Annotated in this window: 10 protein-coding genes; 6 read left to right on the top strand and 4 right to left on the bottom strand. The window is 53.9% G+C overall.

The window, feature by feature from the left end; genetic code table 11:
• Nucleotides 1–7: 7 nt before the first annotated feature.
• From mltG to RAC89_RS18910, 3 genes are read left to right on the top strand one after another with little or no spacing between them, the layout of a single operon-like run.
• Nucleotides 8–1,078 carry an endolytic transglycosylase MltG gene (gene mltG, locus RAC89_RS18900; protein ID WP_306615262.1) on the top strand — a complete coding sequence of 357 codons (1,071 nt, stop codon included), beginning with the start codon at nucleotides 8–10 and terminating at the stop codon, nucleotides 1,076–1,078.
• 14 nt (nucleotides 1,079–1,092) lie between these two features.
• Complete coding sequence (locus RAC89_RS18905) at nucleotides 1,093–2,034, top strand: peptidase U32 family protein (protein ID WP_306615263.1); 942 nt, start codon at nucleotides 1,093–1,095, stop codon at nucleotides 2,032–2,034.
• Between the two features lie 26 nt (nucleotides 2,035–2,060).
• Nucleotides 2,061–3,353 carry a peptidase U32 family protein gene (locus RAC89_RS18910; RefSeq protein ID WP_306615264.1) on the top strand — a complete coding sequence of 431 codons (1,293 nt, stop codon included), beginning with the start codon at nucleotides 2,061–2,063 and terminating at the stop codon, nucleotides 3,351–3,353.
• Between the two features lie 82 nt (nucleotides 3,354–3,435).
• Here RAC89_RS18910 and RAC89_RS18915 read toward each other — a convergent pair whose 3' ends face one another.
• Nucleotides 3,436–5,325, bottom strand: coding sequence for a terpene cyclase/mutase family protein (locus RAC89_RS18915; RefSeq protein WP_306616136.1), 1,890 nt, complete (start codon nucleotides 5,323–5,325; stop codon nucleotides 3,436–3,438).
• A gap of 535 nt (nucleotides 5,326–5,860) precedes the next feature.
• Between RAC89_RS18915 and RAC89_RS18920 the strand changes: the two genes are divergently transcribed.
• A complete protein-coding gene (locus RAC89_RS18920; protein ID WP_373430030.1) occupies nucleotides 5,861–7,864 on the top strand; it encodes a methyl-accepting chemotaxis protein in 2,004 nt (667 codons plus the stop codon).
• 118 nt (nucleotides 7,865–7,982) lie between these two features.
• Complete coding sequence (locus tag RAC89_RS18925; RefSeq protein ID WP_306615266.1) at nucleotides 7,983–9,818, top strand: peptidoglycan D,D-transpeptidase FtsI family protein; 1,836 nt, start codon at nucleotides 7,983–7,985, stop codon at nucleotides 9,816–9,818.
• Here the strand turns inward: RAC89_RS18925 and RAC89_RS18930 are convergent.
• Complete coding sequence (locus tag RAC89_RS18930; RefSeq protein WP_306615267.1) at nucleotides 9,812–11,098, bottom strand: ATP-binding protein; 1,287 nt, start codon at nucleotides 11,096–11,098, stop codon at nucleotides 9,812–9,814. The two genes, RAC89_RS18925 and RAC89_RS18930, sit on opposite strands and share 7 nt — an antisense overlap.
• A gap of 105 nt (nucleotides 11,099–11,203) precedes the next feature.
• Here RAC89_RS18930 and RAC89_RS18935 point away from each other — a divergent pair, with 105 nt between their 5' ends.
• Complete coding sequence (locus RAC89_RS18935; RefSeq protein ID WP_306615268.1) at nucleotides 11,204–12,043, top strand: endo alpha-1,4 polygalactosaminidase; 840 nt, start codon at nucleotides 11,204–11,206, stop codon at nucleotides 12,041–12,043.
• A 4-nt stretch (nucleotides 12,044–12,047) separates the two neighbouring features.
• Here the strand turns inward: RAC89_RS18935 and RAC89_RS18940 are convergent, their stop codons facing one another.
• Together RAC89_RS18940 and RAC89_RS18945 are read right to left on the bottom strand one after the other, a co-directional pair.
• Nucleotides 12,048–13,076, bottom strand: a complete 1,029-nt coding sequence (locus tag RAC89_RS18940) for a metallophosphoesterase family protein (RefSeq protein ID WP_306615269.1) — start codon at nucleotides 13,074–13,076, stop codon at nucleotides 12,048–12,050.
• A 115-nt stretch (nucleotides 13,077–13,191) separates the two neighbouring features.
• Entirely contained in the window at nucleotides 13,192–13,530 is a 339-nt protein-coding gene (locus tag RAC89_RS18945) for a hypothetical protein (protein WP_306615270.1), read from the bottom strand.
• Nucleotides 13,531–13,587 lie beyond the last annotated feature (57 nt).

Genomic DNA, 13,587 nt, shown 5'->3' on the forward strand with positions numbered 1-13,587 from the left:
TTTGGGAATGCTTGCCGCGAAAGGGGCGGTTGATATAACGAGAAATTGGTGGAAAGCAGCTCTTTCCTCGGTCCTGGTCTTGGCTTGTATCCTATGCGGCTTCGTCTGGTATTTGGGTGCCCTTATGCATCCGACGGCTGCCTCGGAAACCGGGGTGCGGATTTCCTACCCTAAGGGAACGGGATTACAGGAGCTGGCTGCACAGCTGGAAGAAAAAGATGTTATTCGAAATGCCAAGGCCTTTATCCTTTTTGTAAAATATAAGGGAGAAGGGACCCGCTTTCAGGCAGGGGAATATATGATGTATCCCGGCATGAAGCTGGAGTCCATCGTGAGCCAGTTAAATCGCGGCGAGACCATCAAGGAAGAAACCGTACGCCTTACGGTTCCTGAAGGGTTTACGATCCGTCAGATCGCAGAGAAAGTGGCTGAGCTGGGCATGGATGCGGATAGCTTTGTCACGGCTGCACGCGACTATCAAGGCGGCGAGGGACAAGCCGTTCGGCAAATTCCGGCCAACCCGGCGATTCGTGAACGGTTGGAGGGGTATCTTTTTCCTGAAACGTATGAATGGAAGAAGGGCGCTTCACCGCAGGATATGCTGGGCCGCATGGCCCAAGAGCTGGACAAGCGGCTGCAGCAGCTGCCTGCGGACTGGCAGCAGGTGATGGCGCAGCGGAAGCTGAATTTGCATGAAGTGATGACGATCGCCTCGTTGATCGAACGCGAGGTGGTTCTGGATGAGGAGCGGCCGTTGGTGGCAGGCGTTATCCACAATCGGTTGAACAAGCGCATGCCTCTGCAGATCGACGCCACCATTCAATATTTGTTCGATAAACAAAAGGACAGGCTGTTCGAGAAGGATCTGCAAGTGGAAAGTCCTTATAATACGTATTTGCACACAGGGCTTCCTCCGGGACCGATTGCGAGCCCGAGCCTAGCCTCGATTCGAGCGGCGCTCTATCCCGAGGATACGAAATTTCTGTTTTATGTAACGAAAAAGGACGGCAGCAAGGGGCATCTGTTCGCAGAAACCTACGAGGAGCACTTGAAGAATATAGCTGAGAGTAAAAAGTGAAGCGGGTGATCGGATTGAAGAAACCGGAATTATTGATTGACGCCGGCTCCGTAGAGGAGATTCGGAGATATATGGAAGCTGGGGCGGATGCTGTGCTTGTAGGCGTGCATGCCTTCGGCTTGCGATTGCCAGGGGAGGTAAGCGCTCAGGAGCTGGCTGGCATCCTGCCATGGGTTCGGGAGCGCGGCGGAAAAGTGTATGTGGCCGTCAACCGCATCATGGAGAACGGGCTGCTGGCCGAGCTGACCGATTACGTAAGAAGCATGCATGAGCTGGGTGTCGATGCATTTGTATTCGGCGACCCTGCGGTGCTGATTGCTCTCCGTTCGGCTGGAGTAAACGGCGTACCGCTGCACTGGAATGCAGAAATGACGTCGACGAACTATGAGACGGCACGCTACTGGGGACGCAAAGGAGCGACTCGGATGGTGCTTGCCCGCGAGCTCAACTTGGAGGAAACGCTGGAGATCAAGAAGCAGTTCGGCGATGAAATGGAAGTGGAGTCCCAGGTTCACGGAATTACGAATATTTATCATTCCAAGCGCAGCCTGCTGACCAACTACGGTGAGCATCTGGGCCGCTCGGAGCTGAGGGAGCTCGGCACGGGACTGGATGAAGGACTATTCCTGATCGAGCAGGAGCGTAAAGACGAGCGCTTCCCAATCTTCGAGGATGCCAGCGGTACGCATGTGATGAGCTCGGATGATATTTGTATGCTGGAAGGCTTGAATGAGCTGATGGAGGGCGGCATCGACAGCTTTAAAGTGGAATCGCTGCTGAAGTCGGTCGAATATAATGAAACGGTGCTTCGCAGCTACCGCAAGGCTATTGACGCTTACGTTCTGGACCCGGAGGGTTATGTGTTTCAAGAGGAATGGGTTGACGCGATCCGTGAGCTGCAGGATCCGCGGCGGGAGCTGTCGTTCGGATTTTTCTATAAAGAACAGGTTTATTAATTCAATAGGGAGAGAGGTGATTGATTATGACTTTGGTCAAAGAAGAGCTCCTTGGCAAGCGGGTTCGTTTGGAAAAGCCCGAGCTGCTGGCGCCAGCCGGGAGCTTGGAAAAGCTGAAGTTTGCCGTACACTATGGTGCGGATGCAGTGTATATCGGCGGTCAGCAGTATGGATTACGTTCGAATGCGGATAACTTCACCTTCGAAGAAATGCGGGAAGGCGTAGAATTCGCAAAGAAGTATGGAGCCAAGGTATTCGTAGCAACGAACATTTATGCTCATAATGAGGATCTGGCGGGATTGGAGGATTATCTTCGCGGGATTGAACAAGCGGGTGTCGCCGCCATCATTGTAGCAGATCCTGTCATCATTGAGACGTGCCGGAGGGTAGCGCCAAGTCTGGAAATCCATTTAAGCACGCAGCAATCGACGATGAACTGGCAAGCGGTGCAGTTCTGGAAGGAAGAGGGCGTAGACCGGGTCGTGCTGGCGCGGGAAGCGAACATGGAGGAGATCGTCGACATCAAGAAGAACGTCGATATCGAGATCGAAGTATTCGTCCATGGCGCCATGTGCAGCTCCTGGTCCGGCCGCTGCGTGTTGTCAAACCATTTTACGGATCGCGATTCGAATCGCGGGGGCTGCTGTCAGTCGTGCCGCTGGAAATATGATTTGTTTACGACCGAGGAGGATGCTGTGGAGGCGGAGGCTGCCCGGATCAAGGAGCTGCCGCTCTTCCAGGAGGGCGATAACCCCTTCTCCATGAGCTCCAAGGATTTGTGCATGATTGAGCATATTCCGGCGATGGTCCGCTCCGGTGTCGACAGCTTCAAGATTGAGGGCCGGATGAAGAGCGTCCACTATGTGGCGACCGTCGTGAATGCGTACCGTCAAGCAATCGACGCTTACTTCGAGGATCCGGTCGGCTATGAATTGAAGCCGGAATGGCTGTACGAAATTCAGAAGGCGGCCAACCGTCCGCTGAATACGGGCTTTTTCTTCGAGGATCCGGGCCATGAGGACCACATCTTCGAACCGGAGGAGAAGGCAGCGCCTTATGATTTCGTCGGCGTTGTTATGGATTACGACGCCGAGACGGGAATGGCGCTGATCCAGCAGCGTAACCACTTCAAGCCGGGGCAGGAGGTCGAGTTTTTCGGACCGAAGGGCACCTTCTTCAAGCAGTCGGTGCCGGCCATTACGGACGAAGCGGGTGCTTCGCTTGATGCGGCACGCCACCCGCTGCAGCTGATTCGCATGAAGGTGGAGCAGCCGGTAAAGCCGCACGACATCATGCGCAAGAGGATGGGCAAAAAATAAGCTAAAGTAAGCCGCTGACACCGGGGACTTGGTCACCGTGTTCAGCGGCTTTTTCGTGTGCGCCGGGTTAGGCATTCCGGCACTACCCGAACTTTCTGCGGTAATGCGCAGCCGCAAGCAGCGGCCAAATGTAATTGTAGCTATGGTAACGCGTATAGAACAAGCCTGGCAAGCCTGCTCCGGTAGGGTAGGCCCAAGCCTCAGGGCTTGCTTCCTTCCCCTCTTTAATAAACCGCAGCAGCGCCTTCAGTCCCTTCACCAGCTCCGGCGTAGGCCTCTCATGGGCGGCGACGAGGGCATCCAGCGCCCAAGCCGTTTGGCTCGGCGTGCCGAAGCCGAGAGGAACGTACTTGCGCACGGCATCGCTTCGGCACGATTCGCCCCAGCTGCCGTCGGGAAGCTGCTGCTCCAAGAGCCAGGATACCGCTTTGCCGACGGCTCTCTGCTCTGACGGTACCCCGACGGCGCACATGCCGGTTACGGCCGCCCAAGTACCGTACAAATAACAGACGCCCCAGCGGCCGTACCACGAGCCGTTTCCCTCTTGGTGACTGAGGAGCCAGTCTACGGCTTTGCTAATGAATGGCAGCTTGATGGTAAGATCTGCATAGGAGCCGAGAAACTCCAGCGTCCTTCCGGTCAAATCGGCTGATGAAGGGTCGATCGTAGCGTCTGCGGCGTTGGGAAGCGGCAGCCAGGTAAGCAGGCTGAGGTCGGTGTTTTTCTCGAAGGCCGGCCAGCCTCCGTCGTCATTTTGCATGGAGATGAGCCAATGAAGTCCGCGGTTCCAAGCTTCCCGGTAGGGCTCCTTATGCCTCAGCCGGGATAGAGCGCGCAGAGCGGCGCTCGTATCGTCGATATCGGGATTGATCGTGTTGATATCGGAAAAGCCCCATCCGCCGGAGTAATCGTTGGCATTACGGAGATACCAGTCCCCCAGCTTATGCTGCTGCCGCGACAATAGATAGTCCGAAGCGCGGGCGAGAGAAGGGTGCTCGGGAGACACTCCCGCTTCCTGCAGTGCGCCGCTAAGGAGAGCGGTGTCCCAAACCGTGGAGGTCGAGTTCTGGATATGGGGATCGTCCTCGCAAGGACAGGCTAACGACAGGAGTCCTTCAACCGCTCGAAGGATCACGGGATGATCGGGGGCGTAATCCAATGCCCGAAGCGCATAGATCATAAGGAAGGTAGCGCTGGCATAGCTGTACAGCGTCCCGTCGCTTTCGATCCGGGAGAGCATGAATCGTTCGGCCTCGTGTAATGCCTTGCGATGCAGCTGCTCCGGGAACGAAGCAAGCTTCGCCAGCTGCTCCTGAACCTGCTGCAGGAAGGAGCCTGAACGCATTTGGGGTGCTTCGGGCGGGGAAACCGTCCCTTCCCGATTCGGATGAAGCGAGCTTATATCCGGTGTCCATGGAGTGGAAAGCACGAAGCGACGATCGGCAAGGACGAGGACGGGAGCCATATGAACACGCGAGAAGCCGACGAAATCGTAAAAGCTGACAGGCGCTTCGTCGGGAATCAGCAGCAGCTCGACCGGTATCTGAAGACGGGGCCAAGGATACGAACCGGTTACCGCAAGCAGCACCTTGGTCAGCAGACTATTCACGGAGGCCAAGCCGCCTCGGGATAATATATAGGCATGAGCACGGGTTAGGGGTTCGTCTGTCGGCTTATAGAGCCCCGAAAAGAGCAGCGCATAATAGCATTCCACCGAGGCGGCAAGGTTTCCCTCCTCTTCGTCGGCATACAGCTTCCACGCTCCGCTGCTTTGCTGACAGCTGAGCAGCCTCCTGCACCATCGGGCGATATTCCCGTCTTGGTTATTCAATCCCAGGCAGCGCACGGTAATAATCAGGAAGGCCTCCGTTAAGGTTCCTGATTCAAAGCAGAAGCGCCAGGCTCCGTCGGGCGACTGGCGCTCGATCAGCCGGTGCTCGAATCCGTTCCATTCGTTTGGGTCCCACAGCATATCATTCACGGCGGCTCCGCTCCTTTTAGACAAAGCGTAATCTGTTCCATATGTATGACGGGAAGACGGCAATCATTCAAGCCGAGGACGCTTATATGACAGTTATGGAAGCATTTACCGTGAGGCTTTCAAAAAATGATGCCGTGAAAATAAAGGAAAAAGAAGAATTATGTCGAAATCAATAAGTATACATATCAAGGACTATTTTCCTGTATAGGTGGTGTCAGCAGTAAAATTTTTGAAATGAAAACGATTTATTGAAGGGATTTAGCTGAATGTGTCGAATAGTAAAGTGGCAAAGGCTGAATCCTCCATATCGAGCAAACACATCAATTAACAGATCAGGGTGGTGGTTCCTGTGAAGAACTGGCGTTCCGTGACGGGCGAGTGGCTTCAGAGAACTAAGAAAGCAGCAGCATCGGTAAGCGCAGCAGTCGGACAAAAAAGAGACGGAGCAGCAGCTGCGGGGACAAAGGCGTCGGGACAGGCGCTAGGAGCGGACAGCTTATTGAAAAACCCTGCGCAGTCGGTGGGCATGAAGCTTTTCATTATCTTCTTTATCAGCATCTTGTTTTTCGTGCTGACCGTGGGCTTAACGTCCTACAATATTTCGGAAGGGGTCATTCAGAAGAAAGTTTCGGAGGCCTCGCTCCAAACGATTAAGCAGGCAGGTCAGAAGCTCGATCTGATGTATGGTCAATATGAAGATCTTTCCATGCAAATTTTGCTGGACGATGAATTGAAGAAGCAGCTCGCGGAAATGGACAATGTGAACAAGGGGAGCTACGATTATTTGCAGCTGCGCCAGAAGGTCGGCGAGAAGCTGAACGTGTACTCCTACTCGAATAAGACCCTTAAGGCGCTGCACCTGTTCCGTTCCAACGGAGAGGCAGTCAGCTCGGCAGGCGGCACGGTTAGCCAGGATCTTGTGGCGGGGGCGGATTGGTTTAAGCTGATTATGGAAAACAACGGCCGTGCCGTTTGGCTCGAAACCCGACCGAAGGGCTTTGTCGACTCGGCAGCAGGAAGCGGGGCTCCGACCTTCGCCATCGGTCGCGTTCTCAAGAACACGAATACGAACAATACGCAGGCCATCCTCTTGATGGAGATTAATCTTGATACGCTTACCAAGGAAATCGATATCGATATGGGCGAGGATGGAATTACCGCTGTGGTAACCCCCCAGCTGTTCAACGTATGGAGCAACAAGCAGGATGAAATTGCGAAGGAATCCTCGCTTGCAATCCAGAAGGAGCAGCTGGCCGATGATTCGTCTGCGTTCTTGGATAAAACCAAGGATACGCAAGTGGTTTATTACAAGTCCTCTAAAACCGGCTGGTACCTGCTTGGGGCTATGCATGTCAAAGAGCTCGTCAAAGATGCAAAGGCCATCTCGAATATGACTTGGGTAATGGCGGGGATTGCCGCAGTGATCGCTGTGTTGATCGGATTTTTTGTTGCCCGCATGATCGGCCGTCCGGTCGTCACGCTTCGCGACCTGATGAAAGAGGGCGAGCAGGGCAATCTGCGGGTTCGCATGATCGTGCAATCCCGTGACGAGATTGGACAGCTGGGTCACAGCTTCAACCAGATGATGGAGAAAATTACGCAGCTGGTCCAGCAAACGAACCGTTCCGCCAGAGAAGTGCTTGAAACGGCCGGGGAGCTCTCCGATGCCTCCAAGAAGACCGCGACCTCCGCAAGAGAGATCGCCGTAGCAACCGAGGAGATTGCAAGCGGGGCTTCGAGCTTGGCTGTGGAATCCGAGCGGGGCAATGAGCTGACGCATCATATCGGGATTCAGATGAAAAACGTGGTACAGTCCAACGTAGAGATGGGGACCTCCGCTTCTACGGTGCAGAAGTCTTCCGAGCAAGGGATCGAGTATATGTCCGAGCTGATCAACAAGACGAATGCAACGGAAGCAATGACCCGATCAATGGTTGAGAAAGTAGATAACCTGAAGGAAAGCACACGCTCCATCGTGAAAATTCTTGATGTGCTCGGTAATATTACGAAGCAGACGAACATTCTCTCGCTGAATGCTACGATTGAAGCAGCTAGGGCTGGAGCTGCAGGCAAAGGCTTTATGGTAGTTGCCGATGAGATCCGCAAGCTGGCGGATCAATCGCGTCAATCGATTGCCATCGTAGGGCAGATCATTGAAACGATCCAGCGGGAAATTGATGAAACGGTCAATGTGCTGTCGCAGGCATATCCGATTTTCCAAGAGCAGATCCTTTCGGTAAAAGAAGCGGATACGATCTTCAAAGAGGTACAGACGCATATGGGCGGTTTCATTCAGCAGCTGTCCGAAGTGACGGAATCGATCAGCCAGCTGGATGCATCGCAGAACGTGCTTTCCGATGCAATGGCCAATGTCAGTGCCGTAGCGCAGCAATCGTCTGCGACATCGGAGGAGGTAGCTTCCTTAAGCTCCGAGCAGATGAGCATCAGCAATGGACTGGTGAAGCTGTCGGACAAGCTGGAGGAGCTGTCGAACTCACTTCAGGATTCGTTATCCAAGTTCCAAGTCTAATGAAACGATGATGGTTACAAGAGGTTGTTTCTCTAAGCTGAAAGGGTCAGCTTAGGGAGGCAGCCTCTCTTTGTTGTGCCATGGTTTGCAGGAAGACGATTCTGCTCATACTGGAAATATGAAGGAACTGATAGCAGGAGGAGGCGAGACAAGCGTGGACAATGAAACGATACCCAAAAACCGGTTGTTTATCGTGCTGCTCATCGTCATATCCATCCTGCTCGCATGGAATGCCCGGCTCTTCTGGATTCAGATTGCCGCCTCCCGAAGCTTTAGCGACCGCAATATCGATTTGGTGGAAAATTCCGTCATTCAACGGGAAGAGGGCATTGTACTGGATACCGGAAGAGGAGATTTCTATGACCGGGACGGCCGCTCGTTAACAGGCGAAACGCTTTCGGTGCTGACGATCTTTCCCATACACCGGGAGGAACGATCCGATCCGGCCACTGTGGCAAAGATCAAGAAGGCAGGCGCCATTCTTGGCGTGCCGGCAGAACGCTGGACCCATTACTTAGAGCAGGTCGCCTCGCCGCAAATATGGTCCGAAGCGGGAAAGCCTGCGGCGCTTAGTCCAAAGCAGGCGGATCAGCTAACTGCGCTTGGGCTTCCTCACATTCGCGTCATGCCCTACCGTGTCCGTTACCACACTCCGCAGGCAGCGTCTCAAGTGATCGGCTTCATCAGTCAAAATCCGGAGAGAATGAACCGGCTGTTCACGAATCAGGTGCACAGCGGCGAGCTGCAGCTGAGCAGCAAGATCGGCAATGCCGGTCTGGAGAAAACCTTCGAGCCCTGGCTGCGCGGCATTGGGGTGACCTCCGTTTCGCTATTTACGGATAGCGCCAAGAGGCCGGTGGCCGGATTAAATGTGCGTATCCATCAGCCGGAGAACCGGTACTACCCCCTGAAGGTCGTCACCACGCTGAATTTGCCGATCCAACAAAAAGTGGAGCAGGCAATGGAACGGCTTAAGATCGAGGAAGGAGCTGTTGTCGTTCTGGACATGGCGACGGCGGACGTGGTGGCCATGGCCAGCAAGCCGGTCTATAACCCCGAGCGGATTGATCTCTCGCAAGGCGGATGGAGCAACCGGGCGACCAAATCCGCCGTGCCCGGATCCATCTTCAAGACGGTTACCGCAGCGGCGGCGATAGAGGAGAAGGTAGTGGGAGCACACGAAACGTTTCATTGCGACGGTGAGCTCGGCCGTTATGGATTCACGTGCTGGAAGAAGGAAGGTCATGGTACGTTAACACTGGAGGAGGCGTATGCCCATTCCTGTAACATCGTCTTCGCCAAAGTAGCCGAACGATTGGGCGGAGCGAAGCTGGAGGAATATGCCAAGCGGCTTGGCGTGACGGAGCCTGTGGGATGGAGAGGAGACGCAGCGGGCGTCGGCTCCTTCCGTCAGTGGGACGCAGAGGATCAGGGTCAAGTGTTCGCGGCAGCAACCGATCAACAGGACCATGGCGTGATCGTGCAAACCTCTATCGGTCAGAGGGATGTAAGAATGACTCCGCTTCAGGCAGCCAATCTGGTTGTTACATTGCAGCATGAGGGGCGCGTACAATCTCCAAGAATCGTGAGTGAAATCCGTTTTCAAAATGACAGGCTCTATGAAGCGTTTGCGAAGCAAACACTGGATACGGGGATGAAACGGATTAAAGCCTCGACGGCCAAGCAATTGCTGAAGTGGATGGAGGAGGTAGTGGAATACGGTACGGGCAGTGCGCTGAAAAGTGCGTCATGGGAGGTTGCCGGCAAATCCGGTACGGCCCAGATTGTGCTTCCGAACGGCAAGCCCGGGGAAAATCACTGGTTCATCGGGTACGGTCCGGCCGAGAAGCCGAGGTATGCCGTTGCCGTGCTGATTCAGAATCGGCCGGAGGGAGTAAGCAACAAATCCACTACCCTGTTTAAAGAGGTAATGGATTTGTTAGCCGTTCAGTGATATGAGGTATGGCTTAGAGAGGGAATCAGCAGGGAGAAGCACGTGCCGCGTCCGACCTCGCTGGTGACATCGATTCTGCCTTGTATATTTTGAATGACTCGGTAGGTAACCATCATTCCAAGGCCGGTTCCTTTGCCGCGTGTGGAATAGAAAGGATTCCCAAGGCGGCTGATCTCCTCTGTCGTCATGCCGACGCCTTGATCGATAATATCAATGCATACGGTTTGGCTTTGCAGTGCTCCGTTAATTTGCAGCTTGCCTCCTGAGGGCATGGCTTCAATGCCGTTCTTGCACAGGTTCACGATACACTGTAAGAATTTTTCGGGATTCGCGCTGATCATCAGCTTATCGCTCAGATGCAGTTCGACTTCAACATTGCGGAGCTCCGCAAAAGCATGAAGCGACTCCGCGGCCTGAAGGATCACCTTCCCGGCATCCACCAAGGTGATGGCTTCCAGTTGAGGCTTGGCGAACGATAAATAATCGTTAACAATGGATTGGGTCTTTTCCAGCTCTTCGAGCACCAATTGCATATAAATCTGCCGCTTCTCCTCCTGAAGCTCCTGCTGGTTCATCATTTGAACAAAGCCGCGCGCTACCGTCATCGGATTGCGAATCTCGTGGGCGAAGGAAGCGGCCAGTTCGCTTAGCACATTCATCTTTTCGCTTTGCTGCGTGAGACTGCGCTGCATCCAATTGTGCTTTATCTGCTCCATGATATACGTCACAAGGCCCATGGTGAATCCGTGCAGCACTATGAAGAGGCTGAAGTATTTCAGGTCATCGGCAACCAGCTCCGGCCCTTGCCACATGCGCAACCCGACTGAGGTGACCGCGGATATAAGGGCGATTAGAATTCCCAGGACTGCTCCGGCCAAGGTTTGCTGCAGTCTTGTTGCCTGAGTGGAGATATGCCGTTTATAGTACGAGAGCATGACGAGGTCCAGCGCTATAGTGATCGGCATCATATACATCCCTGCTCCCCCGATCATTACACGGTACAGCAGCAGCAGGACCGAGAGCGCAAGCGCATGGCGCATTCCCGCATATAGGAAGCAAGTGGCGATGGGAATAAATCTCAAGTCGTACTTGAACCCCGACGACAGCTCGAAGGGGAATGACATGCAAAGGAGCATCATGATCCCGCAGGTGGCAGCCAACGCCGTCTGATTGGTTCTTTGCGTATGGTTCGGTGCACGATCCACCCAAAACACTTGATAAAGCAGCAATGGGGTGATGAGAAGGCACATATTAATAAATAATTGATTCCATAAATTCACAACACGTATCACCTAAGGTCAAGTAGTTCGACTGCATGCTTTTCTTATTCGACAATATCTTTAAAATTCCTACATAAACAATGAAAAAATTAGGAAGGGCCGATTATGAATCGAAGAAAGCTCGCTTTGGCAATGACGATGACCATATGGGTCGGGTTTTCGTTCTTAGGTGTGCGGCCGCAGCTTGGCGCAGCCAAGGGTCCCTTGTCATCCGTAGACAGCTATACGATCTACTACGGCTCTCCAACCGTCGAAGCAATGAATAGAATGAAGAAGCTGGATATGGCTATCCTTGAGCCGACGGCATACACCAAGGAACAAATACAAGAGCTTCAAGCCGCCGGTACAATGCTGATCGGTTATATCAGCGTAATGGAGTCGCCGGTATGGAATACCGGACGAATGCAGCGGCTAGCCTCCGCGCATTATTATCAGCCGAACGGTCAAAAGGTCCATTTTACCGAGTGGGATTCTTATTTGATGGATTTACGTGATCCGATATACCGTGATGTTTTGCTTGAAGAAATACAGCGCTCTGTCATTGATCATGGGCTGGATGGGATTTTCTTGGACACGGTCGGTGACATCGACGAGTATGTGAAGCATGCGGGGGTAAGGCAAGAGATGCGCGAAGCTTACCGAACGTTATTGCAGCAGATCACCGGGCGATTCGGGCCGATTCCGATGATTCAAAACCGGGGCTTTAACAGCCTGGAGCTCGCCGCGCCTTACATTGAGGGGATATTGTGGGAAGACTGGAGGGCAGACTGGGAGCAGGATGCCTGGACCCGCAGCAGGGTAGAGATGGTGCTTCAAGAGCAAGGGAGGGGACTGAAGGTTTTCTCCGTGTCCTCCTCCTCGGATGTAAGAAACGGCAAGTCGGCAAGAAAGCTGCGCTTTGTTCACTTGGACGCGCCGGGAGGCTACGGAAGCAAGGCGCATTAGCCGCCTATAGCAGCGGAATATCCCAGCGGGCTCCCTGGATCCAGCTGCGGTCGACAAATTCGCGTCCGCGAATAACCACCTTGTGAGGGTACACCTGCACGTACATGCCCTGCGCCGTCGTTCCCGATGCAGCTCGAGTACGGCCGACGGAGGCGTTATTGAACCAATGGAAGGAATTTTGCCAGTTGTAATGCTCTTCCCCGTAAAAGGTACGGTGGGAATGCCCCGATAGCACAAATACGTTCTTATAAGGCTCAAGGATCGCGCGGAATTCCTTCGCCCGAACCAGCCGGTGCGTTCCTCCGTCCGTCCCGGGATCCGGCAGGGGCTGGTGAATGAAGACGATCGCCGGCTTCCGGTTATTGTCGTGCTCCTGCATTTTTTCCTTAAACCACGCCATTTGGGCATCCGAGTACCATGCGCCTTCGCCGACCTCCGGCTTTTCCTCGAAATAGGCCTCTTGAGAGAGCATAATCAAATGCACGCCATTCAACCAAACGTCAGTATACGGCTTATCGGGATAGCCGATGAAGTCCATAAACCGCTTGCGGCTCATCGCGTCGGTTTTGCCGTTCGGGGCCGTCTCCGTTGAAAACTCCCCGGTACGGGTAAGCCAAATATCGTAATAATCGTGATTTCCCATATTCGCATACACAGGGGGAAGCGTATATTGGCTCATAATGCTCTTCAGCAGGCGATAATCGGAATCGCGCGCAAAGTCCGTCAGATCCCCTCCGAGCACAAGGGTGTCCACGCCGGATTCGAAGCTCGAAATATCCTTGAGCGCATAATGAAGCCTCTCCGTCATGGAGCCTTCGCTTACCGAGATATGCAGATCGCTGAGTAAAAAGAAGGACAGCAGCGGAGTTTTCGGCGTTCCGTCAACGGCACCTGCTCTCTTGACAGGTGACGGGCCTGGCTCCGCCGCCTCTACGGACGTTCTGCGGGCGGCTGCCCATAAAGCTGCTCCGCCTCCGGAAACAACGGCCAAGAGTCCAAGCATTTTTTTGATAAAGCTGCGTCTTGATACCATACCATTCGACAACCCCTTACAATCTTTACCTTGATTATAAATCAAGGGGGGAAAAATGAAAATGAAAAAGCAATAAACGAGTACCCGCAGTGCAGGCTCGTTTATTGCTTTAAATTTAGCGCCCCCGGCGTCGAAGCCGAGCCCCGAGCATTCCTAAAAGGCCGAGCAAACCAAGCCATCCGATCGAAATCCTGCTGCCGGTCGAATCTTCCGTTCCGGCGGCGTGCATCCGGTACATCTCGTCGGCCGTGCCGGTAGCGCCCCAGCGCCCGCCGGAAATGCCGAGCATATCCACCTGGCGTCCGTCCGCCTCGATCTTGATTCCCGGTCCGTGGATTACCTGGGGGGGAGCCGCGGTAGACCAGGGCAGTCCGGCACCGGCATAAGTGCCGGGCACAGCCGGTTGCTGCTGATGCTGCGCCCAAACCGGCGTGCACCAGAGAAGACCCGTCATGATCATTGCAAAGAGCTTCAGCATCTGCTATAACCTCCTCAACCTGTATAGGTTCAG

The sequence above is a fragment of the Paenibacillus sp. GD4 genome, from assembly GCF_030846225.1.
Taxonomy (GTDB): Bacteria; Bacillota; Bacilli; order Paenibacillales; family NBRC-103111; genus Paenibacillus_G; species Paenibacillus_G silviterrae.

Bases quoted from the DNA above. Each gene is read 5' to 3' on its own strand.
- mltG (WP_306615262.1), top strand. From the start codon at position 8: ATGCTTGCCGCGAAAGGGGCGGTTGATATAACGAGAAATTGGTGGAAA.
- RAC89_RS18910 (WP_306615264.1), top strand. From the start codon at position 2,061: ATGACTTTGGTCAAAGAAGAGCTCCTTGGCAAGCGGGTTCGTTTGGAA.
- RAC89_RS18915 (WP_306616136.1), bottom strand. From the start codon at position 5,325: ATGCTGTGGGACCCAAACGAATGGAACGGATTCGAGCACCGGCTGATC.
- RAC89_RS18920 (WP_373430030.1), top strand. From the start codon at position 5,861: ATGAAGCTTTTCATTATCTTCTTTATCAGCATCTTGTTTTTCGTGCTG.
- RAC89_RS18925 (WP_306615266.1), top strand. From the start codon at position 7,983: ATGAAGGAACTGATAGCAGGAGGAGGCGAGACAAGCGTGGACAATGAA.
- RAC89_RS18935 (WP_306615268.1), top strand. From the start codon at position 11,204: ATGAATCGAAGAAAGCTCGCTTTGGCAATGACGATGACCATATGGGTC.
- RAC89_RS18940 (WP_306615269.1), bottom strand. From the start codon at position 13,076: ATGGTATCAAGACGCAGCTTTATCAAAAAAATGCTTGGACTCTTGGCC.
- RAC89_RS18945 (WP_306615270.1), bottom strand. From the start codon at position 13,530: ATGACGGGTCTTCTCTGGTGCACGCCGGTTTGGGCGCAGCATCAGCAG.